The sequence below is a fragment of the Grimontia marina genome (genome assembly GCF_900060185.1).
GTDB classification, from domain to species: Bacteria; Pseudomonadota; Gammaproteobacteria; order Enterobacterales; family Vibrionaceae; genus Enterovibrio; species Enterovibrio marinus.
The window spans coordinates 265,692-284,388 of record NZ_FIZY01000001.1 but is presented as its reverse complement, the minus strand read 5'-3'; the positions used below and the strand labels follow the sequence as shown (position 1 = coordinate 284,388).

The 18,697-nt window shown below is 48.4% G+C and carries 19 protein-coding genes and 1 riboswitch; of the genes, 9 read left to right on the top strand and 10 right to left on the bottom strand.

Features of this window, described 5'->3' with window-relative positions; all coding sequences use genetic code 11:
• The first annotated feature begins 112 nt into the window (after positions 1–112).
• From GMA8713_RS01295 to GMA8713_RS01275, 5 genes are read left to right on the top strand one after another with little or no spacing between them, the layout of a single operon-like run.
• Positions 113–922: an ABC transporter substrate-binding protein gene (locus tag GMA8713_RS01295; protein ID WP_062704964.1), complete on the top strand. Its 810-nt coding sequence runs from the start codon at positions 113–115 to the stop codon at positions 920–922.
• Complete coding sequence (locus GMA8713_RS01290; RefSeq protein WP_062704962.1) at positions 922–1,623, top strand: ABC transporter permease; 702 nt, start codon at positions 922–924, stop codon at positions 1,621–1,623. The genes GMA8713_RS01295 and GMA8713_RS01290 overlap by 1 nt, the downstream gene beginning before the upstream one ends.
• A gap of 8 nt (positions 1,624–1,631) precedes the next feature.
• The gene (locus tag GMA8713_RS01285) at positions 1,632–2,333 is read left to right on the top strand and encodes an energy-coupling factor ABC transporter ATP-binding protein (protein WP_062704960.1); all 702 of its coding nucleotides are present in this window, start codon (positions 1,632–1,634) and stop codon (positions 2,331–2,333) included.
• Entirely contained in the window at positions 2,317–2,901 is a 585-nt protein-coding gene (gene mobA, locus GMA8713_RS01280) for a molybdenum cofactor guanylyltransferase MobA (protein ID WP_062704958.1), read from the top strand. The genes GMA8713_RS01285 and mobA overlap by 17 nt, the downstream gene beginning before the upstream one ends.
• Positions 2,898–4,664, top strand: coding sequence for a bifunctional molybdopterin-guanine dinucleotide biosynthesis adaptor protein MobB/molybdopterin molybdotransferase MoeA (locus GMA8713_RS01275; protein WP_062704956.1), 1,767 nt, complete (start codon positions 2,898–2,900; stop codon positions 4,662–4,664). The genes mobA and GMA8713_RS01275 overlap by 4 nt, the downstream gene beginning before the upstream one ends.
• 74 nt (positions 4,665–4,738) lie before the next feature.
• Here GMA8713_RS01275 and GMA8713_RS01270 read toward each other — a convergent pair whose 3' ends face one another.
• Together GMA8713_RS01270 and GMA8713_RS01265 are read right to left on the bottom strand one after the other, a co-directional pair.
• Positions 4,739–5,317 carry a thymidine kinase gene (locus GMA8713_RS01270; RefSeq protein ID WP_062704954.1) on the bottom strand — a complete coding sequence of 193 codons (579 nt, stop codon included), beginning with the start codon at positions 5,315–5,317 and terminating at the stop codon, positions 4,739–4,741.
• Between the two features lie 115 nt (positions 5,318–5,432).
• Positions 5,433–7,013 carry a Na+/H+ antiporter NhaC family protein gene (locus GMA8713_RS01265; RefSeq protein WP_062704952.1) on the bottom strand — a complete coding sequence of 527 codons (1,581 nt, stop codon included), beginning with the start codon at positions 7,011–7,013 and terminating at the stop codon, positions 5,433–5,435.
• An 89-nt stretch (positions 7,014–7,102) separates the two neighbouring features.
• A riboswitch (Lysine riboswitch) is annotated at positions 7,103–7,283 on the bottom strand.
• A gap of 417 nt (positions 7,284–7,700) precedes the next feature.
• Between GMA8713_RS01265 and GMA8713_RS01260 the strand changes: the two genes are divergently transcribed.
• A complete protein-coding gene (locus GMA8713_RS01260; RefSeq protein WP_062704950.1) occupies positions 7,701–8,099 on the top strand; it encodes an H-NS family histone-like protein in 399 nt (132 codons plus the stop codon).
• 161 nt (positions 8,100–8,260) lie between these two features.
• Here GMA8713_RS01260 and GMA8713_RS01255 read toward each other — a convergent pair whose 3' ends face one another.
• Together GMA8713_RS01255 and GMA8713_RS01250 are read right to left on the bottom strand one after the other, a co-directional pair.
• Positions 8,261–9,238, bottom strand: a complete 978-nt coding sequence (locus tag GMA8713_RS01255; RefSeq protein WP_062704948.1) for a lytic murein transglycosylase — start codon at positions 9,236–9,238, stop codon at positions 8,261–8,263.
• Between the two features lie 9 nt (positions 9,239–9,247).
• Positions 9,248–9,523, bottom strand: coding sequence for a YcgL domain-containing protein (locus GMA8713_RS01250; RefSeq protein ID WP_062704946.1), 276 nt, complete (start codon positions 9,521–9,523; stop codon positions 9,248–9,250).
• 308 nt (positions 9,524–9,831) lie between these two features.
• On the opposite strand from GMA8713_RS01250, the gene minC reads away from it, so the two are divergent.
• Genes minC through minE form a run of 3 tightly spaced genes read left to right on the top strand, consistent with a single transcriptional unit; the run spans position 9,832 to position 11,593 of the window.
• Positions 9,832–10,497 (top strand): septum site-determining protein MinC, encoded by a 666-nt coding sequence (gene minC, locus GMA8713_RS01245; RefSeq protein ID WP_062704944.1) that lies wholly within the window; start codon positions 9,832–9,834, stop codon positions 10,495–10,497.
• 19 nt (positions 10,498–10,516) lie between these two features.
• Positions 10,517–11,329 (top strand): septum site-determining protein MinD, encoded by an 813-nt coding sequence (minD, locus tag GMA8713_RS01240; RefSeq protein ID WP_062704943.1) that lies wholly within the window; start codon positions 10,517–10,519, stop codon positions 11,327–11,329.
• Positions 11,330–11,332: 3 nt separating this feature from the next.
• On the top strand, positions 11,333–11,593 hold the full coding sequence (minE, locus tag GMA8713_RS01235; RefSeq protein ID WP_062704941.1) for a cell division topological specificity factor MinE: 261 nt from the start codon (positions 11,333–11,335) through the stop codon (positions 11,591–11,593).
• 69 nt (positions 11,594–11,662) lie between these two features.
• Here minE and rnd read toward each other — a convergent pair whose 3' ends face one another.
• The 6 genes from rnd to yoaA all read right to left on the bottom strand — a co-directional run bounded on the left by rnd (position 11,663) and on the right by yoaA (position 18,617).
• A complete protein-coding gene (rnd, locus tag GMA8713_RS01230) occupies positions 11,663–12,784 on the bottom strand; it encodes a ribonuclease D (RefSeq protein WP_062705088.1) in 1,122 nt (373 codons plus the stop codon).
• 128 nt (positions 12,785–12,912) lie between these two features.
• Complete coding sequence (gene fadD / locus GMA8713_RS01225; protein WP_062704939.1) at positions 12,913–14,598, bottom strand: long-chain-fatty-acid--CoA ligase FadD; 1,686 nt, start codon at positions 14,596–14,598, stop codon at positions 12,913–12,915.
• 99 nt (positions 14,599–14,697) lie between these two features.
• Positions 14,698–15,576 (bottom strand): alpha/beta fold hydrolase, encoded by an 879-nt coding sequence (locus tag GMA8713_RS01220; protein ID WP_062704937.1) that lies wholly within the window; start codon positions 15,574–15,576, stop codon positions 14,698–14,700.
• A 67-nt stretch (positions 15,577–15,643) separates the two neighbouring features.
• The gene (locus GMA8713_RS01215) at positions 15,644–15,934 is read right to left on the bottom strand and encodes a hypothetical protein (RefSeq protein ID WP_062704935.1); all 291 of its coding nucleotides are present in this window, start codon (positions 15,932–15,934) and stop codon (positions 15,644–15,646) included.
• Between the two features lie 31 nt (positions 15,935–15,965).
• Positions 15,966–16,661 carry a tRNA (adenosine(37)-N6)-threonylcarbamoyltransferase complex dimerization subunit type 1 TsaB gene (tsaB, locus tag GMA8713_RS01210; protein ID WP_062704932.1) on the bottom strand — a complete coding sequence of 232 codons (696 nt, stop codon included), beginning with the start codon at positions 16,659–16,661 and terminating at the stop codon, positions 15,966–15,968.
• Complete coding sequence (gene yoaA / locus GMA8713_RS01205; protein ID WP_062704930.1) at positions 16,662–18,617, bottom strand: DNA repair helicase YoaA; 1,956 nt, start codon at positions 18,615–18,617, stop codon at positions 16,662–16,664.
• Positions 18,618–18,697: the final 80 nt, after the last annotated feature.

The following is an 18,697-nucleotide window of genomic DNA, read 5'->3' as shown; positions in this document are numbered from 1 at the left end:
TACTAAGTACCTATGAGAAATTTTTGGCATTTTTGTTGCTTTATCCAATATACCCAAGCAGGTTAAGCGAAACCTACATAACAAAAAAGCAATCAAATGTCAGGAAGACAGAATGAAATTCAATAAAAACCATAAATTTTTTGCGCTTATCACATTATTAACCGTTTCCGTAACGGCAAATGCCGCGGAGCTTATTAGGCTGGCAACCACGACCAGTACCTACCACTCAGGTTTGTTAGATTATCTGTTGCCCGAATTCAAGAAAGACACCGGGTATGAAGTACAGATCCTTGCAGCAGGCACAGGTAAAGCACTCAAAATGGGTGAAAATGGAGACGTAGATTTGGTGATGACACATGCGCCAAATGCAGAAGCCAGGTTCGTGGGAAATGGCTTTGGGGTACTTCCAAGAGGCCTGATGTACAACGACTTTGTTCTAGTGGGGCCGAAAACTGATCCTGCCAATGTGAAAGAGAACAATGATGTTACCGAAGCGCTGAAAAAAGTGGCAGCAGCCAATGCAGACTTCATTTCACGCGGTGACGACTCAGGCACCAACAAAAAGGAATTACTCCTTTGGGAAGCAGCCGGCCAACGACCAGAGTTTGGCGCCTACAAAGCTGTTGGTCAGGGTATGGGGCCAACTCTTACTATGGCAAACGAAATGCAAGGTTACACGCTGACTGACAGAGGTACTTGGTTGGCGTATCAGAGTAAATTGGATTTGGAAGTGTTGGTGGAAGGCGACAAGCGTCTGTTCAACCCTTACCAAGTGATTTTGATTAACCCAGGTCGCTACCCAAACATGAACTATGAAGGTGCAAAAGTCTTCAGTGATTGGCTTATCAACCCAAAAGCACAAGCGATGATCAACGATTTTAAAGTGAATGGTCAGCAACTGTTTGTGGCGGACGCGGGCTGATGGATATGCTGGAAACAACCCGACAGGCCGCTACCTTGCTGTTTAGCGGCGATACAACACTATGGGGCATTGTCGGAGTATCGTTTTCAGTGTCACTGTTTGCAATTGGGTTGGTGATTTTGCCAGCTCTTTTGATCAGCTTTGCTCTCGCTTATTGGGATATCCCCGGCAAATGGATAGTGTTGTCACTGGTTAACACCCTTCAATCCGTCCCCACCGTCGTCATCGGACTATTGCTTTATATGTTGCTTTCCCGGGCCGGCCCCATGGGCGACTGGAAAATGCTATTCACTCAAAAGGCGATGATCCTGGGACAGATTTTGATCGCCATGCCGATCTTGATTGCCATGATGCATGCAGCCTTTCAGAACAGCGACCGTCGTGCTTGGGAAACAGCCTATACACTGGGCGCTTCGATCCCCCGCGCCATGCTGACACTGATGTGGGAAATCCGATTCCCATTATTAGCCGCGATCATCACTGCTTTCAGTCGCATCATCACAGAAGTCGGCTGCTCCATGATGGTTGGCGGCAATATTTTGAATTATACGCGAAACATCCCAACCGCCATTGCGTTGGAAACGTCTAAAGGGGCATTCGCCCAAGGCGTTGCGTTGGGCATGGTTTTATTGATCCTCGCGCTCACGATGAACTTCTTCATTAGTTATGCGCGTGGCAACGGTCACCTGAGAACGAGTTAGGGGCAAGGATGAGTCAGATAATTTTGGAAGCCTGCGACTTGTCGGTGAAATATAAGCACCGACTTCTGTTTCACATCCCATCACTGAAAATCACTCCCGGCGATGCTATCTACCTCACCGGGCAAAATGGCATCGGGAAAACCTCCTTGCTCAAAGTGCTAGCAGGTATCCAAAAACCCACCAGCGGCGGCCTGAATCTCAGACGTCCTTCTTTGATGCAACGTTTGGCAGGGTTTGCCGGACAAAGTGGTGTCATCTACATGCATCAGGCCGCTTACCTTTTTGACGGGACAGTGGCAGATAACGTCGCTTACGGCCTGAAAGGTAAGCATTTCTGTCAAAGAACCTGTCGCCAGCTTACAATGCAAGCCTTACGAATGATTGGGCTTGAAAGCCTCAGCCGAGAGCATATCTCTCTGCTTTCCGGCGGAGAAAAACAAAAAGTCGCTATGGCTCGTGCTTGGGCACTTAACCCTTCTATTCTTTTGATGGATGAGTCATGTGCCAACCTTGACCCTGATGCTATCGAAGCGCAGAAGGTCATGGTCGAAGATCTGCTAGATCGTGGCTCAAGCTTAGTGATCACCAGCCATCATTCAAATTCGCTAACCGCTTGCTGCAATCAGAACTGGTTGATCGAGAACCAGCGACTGATCCATAAGCCAAAACTCAACTTAATCAACGAGGATAACCATGCAGCCGCTTCCTGAAACCACGTGGGTCATTCTTGCCGGCGGACAAGCCCGCCGCATGGGGGGAAAAGACAAGGGCCTTGTAAGCCTGAATAACAAACCCCTCATCGATTATGTTAATGACCGCCTAAGCGAACAAGGTGCGAATGTTGCGGTCAACGCTAACCGTAATCAGGAAACCTACGCAAAATATGGGCAGGTTTTCAGTGATGTCTTCGAAGGCTTCCCCGGGCCCTTAGGCGGTATTCATGCCGCGATGGCGCAATTGGACAGTGAGTGGTACGGTTTCGTACCTTGTGACTGCCCTAACCTGCCTCATAACCTGCTGGAAAAGATGTATCAAACTATCTCTGATGATACCGAAATTGTGGTCGCCCATGATGGCGAGTCCGTCCAGCCAGTGGTGACTATGTACAAACGCAGTGTGTTTGAGCGATTAGAAAACTTCCTCAATAACGGTGACCGCAAAATCGTTCTGCTCTACGACATTTGTAAGACAGAGTTCGTTGATTTCAGTGATGAGCATGATGCCTTCATTAATCTGAATACACCTGACGAGCTGGAAAAATTCGGGGCGCTTTCATGAGTCTCTCCAACTGTTCCTTACCTGTACTTGGGTTTGCGGCCTTCAGTGGTACAGGTAAAACCACCTTGCTTGAAAAACTCATTCCGCAGTTGGTGGAATCAGGTGTGCGAATTGCGATGGTGAAGCATGCACACCATGAGTTTGACGTCGATAAGCCGGGTAAAGACAGTTATCGCCTCAGAAAAGCAGGCGCATCCCAAATGCTAATCAGCTCGCGCTATCGCAATGCTTTGATGACAGAAACACCGGAAGAAGAATATTCCCTCAACCAACTGCTCGGCCGCCTTGACCAAAACCTCGCCGATCTTGTTCTGGTTGAAGGCTTTAAGCACGAGAGCTTCCCGAAAATCGAACTTCGCCGCGACGAACTCGCAAAGCAATGGCTGTACAAAGAAGACAAGAACATTATTGCCATTGCCTGCGACAGTAACCCTGATTCGGATTTACCAGCACTCGACATCAATGATGTACCGGCAATTTGCGGTTTTATCCTGCGCTGGATGGAAGGCCACAAAGCACAGACAGCCACCTGTGATTCCTTATCCCCCACGATGCTCTCTGTAGATGCTGGAAGGGAAAAGATTTTAGCAGCCATTGATGAGCCAGCCTCCAGCGAATTTCTCCCACTGGAGTCTTTATCTGGACGGGTTTTGTCAGAAGATGTTATCGCACCGGTCAATGTGCCTTCGAGCACCAACTCGGCCATGGACGGTTTCGCGATTCGCAGTGATGATTTAGAGCGCGACAGCTATCAAATCGTAGGCGAAATTTATGCAGGCCATGGTCTTGGCATACCACTGCAAAAAGGCGAGTGTGTCCGCATCATGACAGGCGCGCCTGTTCCCGAAGGCGCTGACACTGTCGTGATGCGAGAGCAAACAGCGATGGACGGCGATTTGGTGATGTTCGACACCCGAAAAGGTGCCATCCGTCCAGGACAAAATGTACGTCAGGCAGGCGAAGATCTTAAAAAAGGTGCTGCGGTATTTAACGCAGGCACCCGCCTTAATGCCGCCTCAGTGGGTATGATGGCATCACTGGGTTTCAATCAAGCCAAGTGTTACAAGCCTCTCACCGTTGCCCTGTTTTCAACCGGTGATGAAGTGCAGGCACCCGGAGCTCCTGCTAAAGAAAGCTGCATCTATGATGCCAATCGTTTTACGGTTCGCAGCATGTTGGAAAACCTCGGATGCCGAATTCTTGATTTGGGCATTATCGAAGACAGTGAGGAAGCACTGACAAACACACTGACCACGGCAATGGAAAAAGCCGATTTGGTGATTTCTTCTGGTGGAGTATCAGTCGGTGATGCGGACTATATCAAGAACGTGCTGGATGCCTTGGGTGACATTAACTTCTGGCGTGTAAATATGCGTCCTGGTAGACCTCTCGCCTTTGGCAAGTTAGGTAACACACCTTTCTTTGGCTTACCTGGTAATCCGGTAGCCGTTATGGTGACCTTCCTTCAGTTTGTAGAACCAGCCATTCGTAAAATGCAGGGGGATATTCACTGGGAGCCCCAATGTTTCTCTGCATTAACCCAAGAGAAAATTCGATCCCGACTTGGCCGCGCAGAGTATACCCGCGGTGTTTATTCCATCAGCGCCAATGGCCAGATTGAAGTGCGTTCAACAGGTTCTCAAGGCTCAGGCATTTTACGTTCGATGCATGAAGCGAATTGCCTGATTGAGGTGTCGCCGGAAGTAGAAAGCGCAGAAGTGGGTGATCGCGTTAATATTATTCCTCTCGCTTCAAGGTTCTAAACTCACCCCCCCAACAAAAATGCCGCTGAATTCAGCGGCATTCTTTATTCAACTCTGGTTTGTAGATGTCCAGATTACTTACCCAGCGCCTCTTTATAGTGCACCCGGCACACCGACACATATTTGTCGTTGCCACCGATGACCACTTGATCACCATCTGCAATGGCATTGCCTTCTGCGTCAGTGCGGATCACCATATTCGCTTTACGGCCACAATGACAAATGGTCTTTAACTCAACCAACTTGTCTGCCCATGCCAACAGGTATTTCGCCCCTTCAAACAGCTCACCACGGAAGTCGGTACGCAGGCCATAACAAAGCACAGGAATACGCAATTTATCTACTACTTCCGTGATTTGATATACCTGCTCTTCGGTCAGGAACTGACACTCATCAATCAGCAGACAATCGACCTTGTTGTTGGCGTTAATATCGCAAACCGTCGCGTAGATATCGTCTTTCGGCGTGTAGAGTTGCGCTTCCGCCTGAAGACCGATTCGAGAGCTGACTTTACCCACACCGTAACGGTCATCGATTGCAGCCGTAAAAATCAGCGGGTTCATACCGCGTTCCTGATAGTTGAACGAGGACTGCAAAAGTGTGGTGGATTTACCTGCGTTCATCGCAGAGTAATAGAAGTACAGCTGGGCCATGGAATTCTCCCGAAATTAAGACTGACGAATGCTACCGAAAAATGGAGAACGGTAAAAGCGGCGCAAAGCGCGTTACAAGAAAAAAGCCCCCGAAATCGGAGGCTCAGAGAGTAGTTTATGCCAGCTTGCCTGGTCGACGTGACATCCAACCAAACACCGTACATACCAAGACGAATACACACATACCTGCCAGCAGGGAAATGCTCAGTGAATCCGTGAAACCCAGCACCAAATAAGACACAGCTGCAATCAGTGCACCAGCCAAAGCGTAAGGTAACTGAGTCGCTACGTGGTCGATGTGGCCACAGCGCGCGCCGGTAGAAGACAGAATAGTGGTATCTGAAATCGGAGAACAGTGGTCACCAAATACCGCACCCGCCAGAACGGCTGACAACATAGGCAGCATCAGCGCGATATCTGTTGCCCCTGCAAGGTCACCCGCGATTGGTAGCATGATACCGAACGTCCCCCAAGATGTACCTGTTGAAAACGCCATTGCCGCTGACAAAAGGAACAGCAGCACTGGCAACAGTTGCGTTGGCAGATTGCCCTGGATCAGGGTCGAGAGGAATTTACCGGTGGCCATGTCACCAATAACACCGCCGATTGACCAAGCAAAGAAAAGGATCAGGATGGCACCGAACATAGATTTCGCACCAATCCAAGTGGTACGAACAATATCAGAGGCTGCCAGACCTTGTTTAGCCACAGTGATCAACGCAGACAGCAAGCCCATCGCACCACCGTATAGCAGCGACATGCCTACATCTGTGTTCTCAAACGCACCCAGTACAGAGAAAGCTTTACCGTCTGATTCCAGCGACTGTGCACCTGAGTAAACCATCCAAGACATGGTCGCCACGATAAGGACGATAATCGGCACAACCAGATCAGACACTCGACCTTTTTCGCTTTCTTCAATACCAAACTCATCATCAATCGGTTCATGGCCGCTTTCTTCATCACCTAAACGGCTCCCAGTTGATGCCTGATATTCAAAGCGGCGCATTGGACCCACATCCATCTGGAACCATGCGACAGCGAACACCATCAAAAGTGCAAACACAGCATAGAAGTTCATTGGGATCATATGTGCAAATGCGCTGAGCGGACTGTATTCTGTCACGCCATGGCTGACCAGAATGCCGCCAATCACAGTGATGATGTAAGCCCCCCAACTTGAAGCGGGCATAATGACACACATTGGCGCCGCAGTTGAATCGAGGATATAAGCCAGTTTTGCTCGGGATACGTGGAAACGGTCAGTGACTGGGCGACTGATTGCACCCACAGCCAGACTGTTGAAATAATCGTCCACAAAGATGAATACGCCAAGGAAAGCTGCCAACAGTTTCGCGCCGCGTTTACTTTTCACCCGACTCTGCGCCCACTCTGCAAACGCACGAGTACCACCGGAAAGTGTCAACAACGCAGTAATTGCGCCCAACAACAGGAGAAAGGCAACGATACTCATATTCCACGAGTTAATACTGCCATCAGAAACAAACAACCCCTTAATCAGGTTGCCGAGATAAGAAGCAGTGCCGATGGCAGAAAAATCATTGAGAAACAATGCGCCGGAAAAGATACCCAATCCAAGAGACAATAAGACGCGACGGGTCACAACCGCGAGTCCCAACGCCAACACGGCGGGAAGCAAAGAAAGAGAAGAAGAAGAAAAATCGACTAAATTCATGATCTCTGTATCAACCTATTCGGTTGGAGATCTACTGCAGAAATGGAAAACCAGACTAAACGAAGACAACGGTTATACACATCATTAAACACTACAGTAGCGCTCCATAGTTAAATCCCATTACTATGGCAGTGTTGTGCCTTTTCGGTCACAACCCCAGCAGAGTCCCTGATAAATGACATTCTGCTTCGGCGCTATCTCCTTTCATTTGTCCTCACTGGCATCACCCTAAGACAAACTAATGATAAACCGCGCACCTCTACGTGTATCAAACTCAAACAACTTTATACGATCAACGGTTTTCGCACCGATATATACACATAAAGTAAGCCCGTTTGAGCATAAAGCTAGCGTATTTTATGTGACAATGGTCTATTTGCAATACAAAGATAATAATTTTTACACACTAAGCTCAAGATGGTTACAAACTAGCCACATTTCACAATTTCGTTATTCTCTCCGCACATAAACTCTCACAAGTATGACGTGTTTATTGTACAGCCTACCGAAAAAGAAGGGATTTCCTATCAAGTCAATGGGAGGCTTAATATTAGATTTGCACTTTAATTAAAATACATATCTAATATGCACGAAGTTTATTTGTTAAATATTGCAAAGAATTATTTATTCTTGCTATTCTTAGTGAAGCAATAAATTATTACATAACGAGAGAATAGGACTGGCATAATGTCTGATGCACTAAAAGTATTGTTAAACCTGCGCAGCCTTCGTGCCGTTGCGCGTGAACTTACTCTGGAACAACTACAAGAAGCTCTGGAAAAACTACAAGCAGTCGTTAGCGAGCGTGAGGAGGCTGAAGCTGAAGCGCGTGAAGCTGAAAAAGAGCGTGTTGAGAAGCTTGAGAAATACCGCGAAATGCTTATCAAAGATGGTATTGATCCAGAAGAACTTTTGGCAACACTTGGCGGTACTAAGCCTAAATCTAAGCGTGCAGCGCGCCCAGCGAAGTACAAATATATAGATGTAGATGGTTCAGAGAAAACATGGACTGGTCAGGGTCGCACACCAAAAGTAATCAAAGATGCAATTGATGCTGGCGGTAAAGTAGAAGACTTCCTGATCTAATCGGGTAACGTCAGATACGAAGATAGAAAAATACTATTGAAAAAGGAGCAAATTGCTCCTTTTTTATGACTGTTGACAAATCTGTACGCTTCTAAGCACAAAGCACAACTGCGGCATACAAAAAAGCGCGTTAAACACGCGCTTTCTTTTTAGTACACTTCTCAGCCAAATTTAATACGATCAGCCAAGTGGCTTACTGCTAGCGCAAAGTAGTGAGAACGATTCCACTTCATCAAGCTTTGATAATTACCATAGACCAAATAGCTACGACCATATTCATCATCAGGCTGAATTAACCAAGCTTTTAAATCGACATCTGGTAACGAAGCATTATTCAAACGGCGTACGCCAAGTGCTTGCCATTCAGCCAAAGTTTTTGCTTTCTCCTGACTTAAACCTGACAAACCTTTATCGAGGTTTTTAGGAACGATAACTTGGCGTCCCCAAGTATATTCATCATCCCATCCGGCATTTTTTAAGTAGTTTGCTGATGAAGCAAACACATCTGGCTTAGAATTCCAGATATCTTTTTTACCATCATTATTCCCATCTGCAGCGAAGGAGATAAAAGAACTTGGCATGAACTGGCACTGACCCATGGCTCCAGCCCAAGACCCTTTCATCTTATCAATGTCAATGTGACCTTCCTGCAATATTGTTAACGCTGAGAAAACTTCATTGCGGAAAAAAGCCTCGCGTCGGCCATCGTAGGCCATCGTTGATAGCGCTTCAATAACATTATAATTACCCGTGAATTTACCAAAGTTACTTTCAACACCCCACAAGGCGACTAAGAAGCGGGGTTGAACGCCGTATATTTCACCGATGCGTTTCAAATCATCGTAATGCTCATCGTAAAGCTTACGAGCCTGGGCAACTTTCCAATCTGGAACTGCGCTCGGAATATACTCATCCAGTGTTAAACGTTTCTCTGGCTGATTTCGATCTGCTTTAACCGCACGCTCGCGATAAGTTAGATTACTGAATGCTTTTCCAATCAGTGCGGTATCGTAGCCCTTTTCCACACTCTCTTTTTTCAGACCTTCAACGTAGCTGTCAAAACTCTGCTTTTCAGCCAATGCTGACGCAGACAAAGATAACGCAGCCCCAATGAGGATCCCAATTAATCCCTTACGCATAGCGCTCCTTTATAACTTGGTGTTTTTTTGTCTAATGTGCTGCAGCGCTGCATCAGGCGCAGGTGGTAGCTGCAGGTAAAATCCATCGTTCTTAAGGTTTTCACGTACTTTATTGATATCGGCAATCGCCAGTTTTTCGCGTTTGTCTAAGTTGACCATCATAACGAACTGCGGGTTCCCGAAAGTTTGTAACAATTGTTCAGGCACGTCTGAAAAATCATCCTTACGGGTTACGTAAAGATAGGTCGATTCCTTTTTCGTGCTCTTATAAATTGCGCAATACACCTTGTACCTCTCACTATTCATGTCAATTTGCAGCAAACGTTTTTTCGCAGCTCCCCATTTGGAGAAATGGCTTAGAAAATCGCAATAAAATCGGCGATTAAAGCAGCATAATCAGCGTTGGCGCTTGCCGCAAAGATGTCATGAATATACCATGCAGGACACTGTCTGATAATGCACGAAACCTGCTTTCTTCCTCCTGAAAATGGCAAACAAATTAAATTTGTCTGCCACCGGAAAAATTGGGTGACGAAAATTCACGTTAGTGTTGTCAAACCCAACAACACCGTGCCAGCTGGATAACTACCCGAATGACCAAAAATGCTGAACTCAAAGGCAGTTCATTTACACTTTCAGTGCTCCATTTAATGGATGACAACTTGGATAGCGCGATGCAAGTGCTGTCTGACAAAGTCAGCAAAGCTCCGGCCTTTTTTGACGGTGCCCCTGTTGTTGTCGACATCTCTCGGCTTCATGCGCAGCTCGATTTTTTTCAGTTGAAAACCACCATCGAAAAGACTGGCATGCTGGTTGTCGGAGTCACAGGCTGTAAACAAAATCAGGTACGTGAAGCAGCCAAGCTCGCCGGGTTGGCTGTCATGAACCCTGCCAAGCAGGCTAATCGTGTTAATGACCCGATCCAAACGCCAACAAAAGTCATCACAACACCGATACGGTCAGGTCAGCAGGTATACGCAAAAAATGCCGATTTAGTTGTATTGAACCACGTCAGCGCCGGCGCGGAAATTATTGCTGATGGCAGCATTCATGTTTACGGCGTGCTCCGTGGCCGTGCAATAGCCGGTGCCAGCGGACAAAAAGAAGCACATATTTTCTGCCAGAACCTGCAATCCGAATTGCTTTCTATCGCAGGCACGTACTGGCTCAGCGAAACCATTCCGGAGCAGTACGCTGCCCGTCCCGTGAAGGTTTCACTGAAAGAAGACTCATTAAACATTGAACACCTCACACTCTAACTTTCCAAAGGACTGAGGAATGACTCGAATAATCGTAATCACTTCTGGCAAAGGCGGCGTGGGTAAAACCACTTCCAGTGCTGCCATTGCTACTGGCCTTGCGCTGTCGGGAAAGAAAACCGCTGTTATCGACTTTGATATCGGCCTTCGTAACCTTGATCTCATCATGGGTTGTGAACGTCGCGTGGTTTATGACTTTGTTAACGTCATCAACGGCGAAGCTAACCTTCACCAGGCTCTGATCAAAGACAAGCGCGTTGAAAACCTATTTGTTCTTCCAGCTTCCCAAACTCGCGATAAAGATGCCCTCACCAAAGAAGGCGTTGCCCGTGTATTGGATGACTTGAAGGCGATGGATTTCGACTTCATCATCTGTGACTCTCCTGCAGGTATCGAAGCAGGTGCACTGATGGCGCTTTACTTTGCAGACGAAGCAATCGTCACAACCAACCCTGAAGTTTCCTCTGTTCGCGATTCAGACCGTATTCTGGGCATCCTTGATTCTAAATCCCGCCGTGCTGAGAATGGCGAAGAGCCAGTGAAAACTCACCTGCTGCTAACTCGCTACAATCCTACCCGAGTTGTACGAGGCGAGATGCTGAGCGTCGCAGACGTAGAAGAAATATTACGCATACCATTACTGAGTGTGATCCCTGAAAGTCCCTCTGTTCTGCACGCGTCAAATAAAGGTGAGCCGGTAATTCTGGATCAGGAGTCTGATGCAGGTCTGGCATACAGCGACGCCATCACCCGTCTGCTGGGTAACGAGTGTCCTTTCCGCTTCCTGGAGGAAGAGAAGAAAGGCTTCTTGAAGCGACTGTTCGGAGGATAATCAATGGCACTGCTGGAGTTTTTCCGTCCAAAGAAGAAGACGTCCGCATCGCTCGCGAAAGAGCGCCTGCAGATTATCGTCGCTGAACGCCGCAGCGCAGGGAGTTCTGAGCCAAAGTACCTACCCCAGCTAAAGCAAGACATCCTTGAGGTTATCCGTAAGTACGTGGATATCTCTCCTGAGCAGGTTTCAGTTGCCCTTGAACAGCGTGACGACGATTTGTCCGTTCTCGAACTCAACGTTACCCTGCCTGAAGACAAATAATCTTATTTGGAAGAGAGAAAAAAACCGGCAAATTCGCCGGTTTTTCTTATTGTGGTCTCGGGCCATCCGTTATTTATCTAGCACCGCCAACACTTTTTCTTCAAGATAAGCTTTACGCCACCCCGAGAGAATATCCGGTGCTTTTTCTGGGTTGCGGTCATTGATCCACGCCCACTTGAGCACTTGGTGAATTTGTTTTTTTGACCCAATGAACTCAGGGACCATACCCAGTTGTTCAGCGACTGCGTTAGTTTGTTCTTTGATGTTTTTCACCGCTTGCTTGTAGCCCGGCATATCAACAAGACGCTGAATCTCTTCTGGGTAATGAGAAGCAGGCGTTTTGTCTGCCTCCTGCGCCATGCGAATCAGGCGGCTGCCATGGCGTTCAATCTCAAATCGGTCAAAGTCTTCATCCGCCATTTTGTCTAAAGAACGGACGTTAAAACGCGCCATTTTCCAAAGGTGCAGTTCTTTCACCACGAAGTTTAACGCCAAGTCCCGACGCTGAGCTTCTCTCAATCGCCAGCTCGCAAGCTTTTGCAGCACGGCAAGTTGTTTAGGACGTAATTGCCACGCATTTTTAATATCAAGGTAGGCTTTTTCCGGATCGGGTGTTTTGCCGCGCTTGCTCACCATCAGTGCACATTCTTGCTTAACCGCTTCGTCCCAGCCTTCTTCAGTAATGCGTTTCGCTAACAGATTGAAGAGAGGCAACAGGTAGTAAACGTCCGCAGCGGCATACTCGAGCTGTTTTTCACTCAACGGGCGCGCACACCAATCCGTTCTGGCCTCCCCTTTGTCCAATGTTACCTCAAGATACTCTTCCACCAACGTCGCGAAGCCCGTTGACAGACCATGTCCCAGAAAGGCCGCCATGATTTGGGTATCTACCATTGGCGTAGGCATTACACCCGCATGATGATGAAAGACCTCCAGATCTTCACTGCATGCGTGTAGCACTTTCAGCACTGACTCGTCCGTCAGTAACGCCCAAAGTGGCGACATGTCTTCAAGCTCTATCGGATCAATCAGAGAGAGCGTTTCGCCATCATAAAGTTGGATAAGACCAAGGCGCGGATAGAGTGTGCGGGTACGCACAAACTCGGTATCCAGCATCACTGCTGGCACCTGGCATGCTTTCTCGCACACACGTTCGAGTTGGGATAGCTCAGTTACAATTTCAAAATTCACGCTGTCATCCACATTTAGGCTCTGCGCTTATTCTATTAGCGCAGAAAACAAACATGCCGGCCTTAGCCAGCATGTTTTCAAAGGCATATCGTTATTCTACGCGCTTAATGGTTTAAGCGCATGCCTGATTATACTTCTGCGCTTTTGGCATCCTGCTCTTCACGAAGAGCCCGACGCAAGATCTTACCGACATTGGTTTTCGGCAGTTCTTCGCGGAATTCGACCACCTTAGGCACTTTGTAACCCGTGAGGTGTTCACGACAATGCGCAAGAAGCTCATCTTTCGTCAGGCTTGGATCGCGCTTAACCACACAAATCTTCACGATTTCACCAGAGGTTTCGTGTGGCTGACCAATTGCCGCCACTTCCAGTACTTTACCGTGCAGCGCGACAACATCTTCAATTTCGTTTGGATAAACATTGAAACCGGAAACCAGAATCATATCTTTCTTGCGGTCAACAATGTGAAGGAAGCCGTCGTCATCAAATTTGACGATATCGCCTGTTGATAGCCAACCGTCCTCGGTGATCACTTCTTTGGTCGCTTCTGGACGCTGCCAGTAACCCTGCATCACCTGAGGACCTCTCACCTGCAACTCACCAATCTGATCGTTTGGCAGCACGTTGCCTTCCTCATCAACGATGCGGACATCGGTTGACGGCACAGGCAAGCCGATAGAGCCGTTGTACTCTTTCAGATCATACGGGTACGCCGCCACCAGCGGAGAACACTCGGTCAGGCCGTAACCTTCCAGCAGGTGTTTACCCGTCAGCTTCATCCAGCTTTCAGCTACAGCACGTTGTACTGCCATACCACCGCCAACTGTCAGGCTGAGATTGCTGAAATCCAATTCATGGAAGTCTTCATTGTTCAGCAGCGCATTGAACAGGGTGTTTACGCCAGTGATTGCTGTAAACGGATGCTGTTTCAGCTCTTTCACAAACGCAGGAATATCACGCGGGTTGGTAATCAACAGGTTCTGGCCACCCATTTCGATAAACAGTAAGCCATTCACCGTCAATGCAAACACATGGTAAAGCGGCAGCGCAGTGACCACTAACTCACGGCCTTCTTTCAAGACAGGCGCATACATGGCTTTCGCCTGGTTCAGGTTCGCCAGCATGTTGTTGTGGGTAAGAACCGCACCTTTCGCAACGCCTGTAGTGCCACCGGTGTACTGTAGGAAGGCAATGTCATCACCCGTCATGAACGGCTTCACGTACTGCATGCGACGGCCTCTTTTCAATGCAAGGCGCATAGAAGTTGCGTGTGGCAGATTGTATTTCGGCACCATCTTCTTGATGTACTTCACCACGAAGTTAACGATGGTTCCTTTTGCACGTGGCAGTTGGTCGCCAAGGCTGGTCAGAATAACGTGACGCACACTGGTGTTATCGACGATTTTTTCCAATGTATGTGCGAAGTTCGACACGATAACAATTGCGGTCGCACCCGAGTCATTCAGCTGATGTTCGAGTTCACGTGGAGTGTAAAGCGGGTTAACGTTAACTACCACACAGCCAGCACGCAGAATACCAAACAGCGCAATTGGGTATTGCAGCAGGTTTGGCATCATGACAGCCACGCGGTCGCCTTTTTTCAGGCCAAGATCATTTTGTAGGTAGGCAGCGAAAGCACGGCTACGCTCTTCCAGTTTGCGGAAGGTCATCACCTGCCCCATATTGATGAAGGCAGTCTGATCAGCATATTTCTGAACAGACTTCTCGAACATTTCTACCAGTGAAGGGGACATATCCGAAGAAATTTCCGCTGGTACATCTGATGGGTAGCGGTTAAGCCAAACCTTATCCACTTGATCTCTCCTATTTTTTGCCGCGAACAGAAAAAGTCCGCGACAGACGCAATAAATTCAAACGAGTGTTTTAACTCGCAATTAGACCAGAAGTAACATTCAATTAACATCGCTAAGCGCTGTGAGATGTAACTTGGTCACAAAATCAATGATCAAAGACGCCGTTTTTGTCTGACTCTGAAGGTGGCAGTGATGTGTACCTTCCACCATTTCTACGGTCAGGTTCTTGAACCACGCCTTACGTTTTTCAGCCATTGGGCTGCGAAGCTCCGGATAACCGTCTTCGCCAATAATCGCCATCACTGGACATTCAATACCACGGACCAAATGCTCGGCATGATGTGTCGACATCCGGTAAATCGATTCCGTCTTCAACTTGGCATCATGACGCCAGCGCCAGATATCGCCCACTTGCTCAATGCCACGCGTCACCAACGGTGTCAGATCTTCAATGCTGACTTTGTTGATACCCCGGCGAAGTTTCAGCGCCGCATCCAGCGAGGGTAAGTCACGAGGCAACTTCATATTTGCGCGGCTTTCAACACCGTGTTTCAGCCTTTCGACGACTTTATCTTCGCGCTCGGACATTGGACCAAGCGCTTCTATCATCACCAACCCTTTCGCCCTTTCAGCGAAGGCAGCACTCCAGCAAGACGCTACCAATGCGCCCAACGAATGCCCGACCAGATAGATCGGCCTGTCGCCCAGCTGAAGGATCAGTTGGTGCAGGTCGTCCACATAATCAAAGAAGGGATAGAAGCTGTCGGCACCTTTATGGTCGGAATAACCGTGCCCGGGCCAATCTGGCATGACTAGATCAAAGTGCTCGCTGAGCTGAGGGGCGAGTGGAGCAAAGCTTCCGCTATTATCTTGCCACCCATGCAACATCAGAAGAATTGGCGTGTTTCGCTCGGTCAGATAAACCTGCGCGGCGAGATCGCCAAACCTCACTGAATATTTTTTTTCTTGTAATGTCATATTGGACCGTTTGAGAGCGCGCGAAGCCTACCACAGAGAGTGCAGGCCAAGTGGTACGAGGAGTTACTTAAACGAAGACATCTACGCCGAACATGGCGATAAGTTCTTCACGACGGGCCTGGTTTTTTACATCCATGTAAGACTCCAGCGCATGGCGGCTGCGCCCATCGGGTAAATCATAATGAATGTTTTGAAACGCATCTTCCGCCATTTCAGGGTTTCGAATTCCATGGGATACCGCTTTTGCCACCACGGAAGGCTCGGAGACATCGCGTGTCTCCTCTTTCTTTTGCGTGGGTTTGCGTCCAGTTTTTCCTGGACGCTGTATCTGCTGCGGTAATCCCTGAATTGAAACCATGAAAGACCTTATCGGTTAGCTTTAAATAAAACTATTCGCGACCTGGTAATTTCTTCCATGCCACAGTATCACGAAGGTATACCGGGCTTGCATGTTCTGCATCCACTGCCTCTCCACGCGCAAACGCATGATGAGCAAGGATTAACATATCCTGCGATTCAGGATACAACACACCGCTGTCGCTTACCGATAAGTGTAGCTGGCCTTGCAAATCAGGGTAAGCTTGCCAGCCTGTTCCTGCTACAAACCACTCACCTTTTGTCAATTCTGGCTTGAACATTTCAGGAGGCAGTACTGCTTCTTCAACGACCGTTTCCCAATCGCTGTTTTCAAGGCGCACATAGCCACCTGCATAGATTTCGTTCATGCGTGCATCGATGGTGGACAGCACATGGGTTGCCTGCTGTTTACGATGAGCTTGCTCCGCCATTGCAGCCAGCGTGGACACACCGACCATTGGCAGGTCGGCTCCAAATGCCAAACCCTGAGCGATACCAATACCAATACGCACACCGGTAAAACTGCCAGGACCACGACCAAACGCCAGCGCATCCAGCTGGTTCAGCTTTAAGCCCGCTTCAGCCAGTACACTATCGACCATAGGCAGGATTTTCGTGGTGTGTTCACGCGGTGCCATTTCACAACGCGCGATAATGTCGTTCCCCACCTTCAGGGCGACGGAGCAGTTTTCAGTGGCCGTATCGACGGCAAGGATCTTAGAAGCCATTTATACCTCTGACGCTGCAGACGATTCTGCAGACTGGTTGTTCGTATCTATTTCAGCAAGAAATTCACTGACTTTTGCCAGATCACGCGTTCGCGGAATTGGCGGTAAGCTGCGCAGGAATGTTTCACCATAGTTTCTGCTCACCAAGCGGTTATCACAGAGAATGAGCGCACCATGATCGTTTCTATCACGGATAAGTCGCCCAACCCCCTGCTTGAGGATAATCACCGCATCGGGGATTTGAACTTGGGAAAACGGGTCGCCGCCCTGAAGGCGACAATCTTCAATCCGTGCTTTTAGTAGCGGATCATCCGGCGCAGTAAAAGGCAATTTATCGATAATAACACAGCTCAGCGCTTGCCCTCTAACGTCTATCCCTTCCCAGAAGGCACCTGTGGCAACCAAAAGCGCATTACCGAGCTCTAAAAATTCAGCGAGTAGTTTCTGTTTCGACATTTCCCCTTGCACCAACACCGGCAAGTCTGACAATTCGCGGAAACGCTCAGACAAATCACGCACCATTTGATGTGAGGTACAAAGGAAGAAACAGCGTCCATTGTTTTGCTCAATCACTGGCTTGAGCATGTCCACCAGCTTGTCAGCCAAGCCATAGCTGTTTGGCTCAGGCAAAAAGCGCGGCACACAGAGAATCGCTTGAGACTCGTAATCGAATGGACTTGGCAGGGTAAACTGCTCTGTGGGCTCTAAACCCAAGCGGTTGCTGAAGTGACTGAAATCATCATTCACCGCGAGCGTTGCGGAGGTAAATATCCACGCCCCTTCCTGCTGCTGAATTTGCTCGCGGAATTTTTCAGCCACGGACAAAGGTGTGATGTTCAGGCTGAAATGATGACGGCTGCATTCGTACCAGTAGGAATAGCCAGGGATAGAGGTATCTTTTACCCGCTCAAGTCTGGCTTTAAATAAAGTCGCACGATCGAAAGCTGCATCTAAAAGCTGGCTTCGACCCAACGACAGTTTCATCACGTCATGGGCAAGCTCAAGTGCATCAGTCAAACGCACTAGTTCTCTTGCCACGGCTGGCGAAGTGCTTATTTCACGCCAGTTACCGCGAAAGCCCGGCTCACCCAGTACAATGCGTAAATCTGAAGCCGATTGAGAGAGGCGATCAGCGACTTTCTCAAGCTGTTTGGTATCGCGAAGTTCAGTGCGATACGCAATGTTGATGTCTTTGGCGAGTTCCTGAAGTTGGCGACTGGAAAGACTCTGGCCGAAATACTGGCTGGCGATATCGGGGATCTGGTGCGCTTCATCGAAGATAAACACTTCCGCTTCCGGGATCAGCTCACCAAACCCTGTCTCTTTGATTGCCAGATCGGCTAAGAAAAGATGGTGATTCACGACCACCAAATCTGCATCCATGGCGCGCTTGCGGGCCTTCACGACAAAACAGTCTTCATAGCTTGGGCATTCTTTACCCAGGCAGTTGTCGTTGGTTGAAGTAATTGCGGGGATGATTGGGCTGTCTTCTGCCAAATCATCGCATTCGCCCAAATCGCCGGTTTTGGTTTCTGAAGACCAGCTGCGTACTTTTACTAACTGGCTGAGCAGCGTCGGATCGGCGTGACCGTCGTGACTCTCAATCATCTGCCGGCTTAAACGTTCTGGGCAAAGGTAGTTTGCGCGCCCTTTCAGCAAGGCAACACGACCCGAGAAGCCGAGGGTGTCGACCATCAATGGTAGGTCGCGGTGAAACAGCTGTTCCTGAAGGTTTTTCGAACCTGTACTGACAATGGTTTTCTTACCACTAAGTAGAGCAGGCACCAGATACGCATATGTTTTACCGGTACCCGTCCCAGCCTCGACCACAAGTTGAGTTTGGTTTTTGATTGAACGCTCAACTGACAACGCCATGTCGGTCTGTGGCTGGCGTGGCTGGAAGCCCTTTATCGCGCGAGCCAACGCACCTGTGGTGGAGAAAACCTTCGAAATCATTGGTCATTTATACAGTATTTGAAAGGATTGCATTATGCCAACAATCCCCCCTTATCGCCAGACATGCAGAACCTCACCGT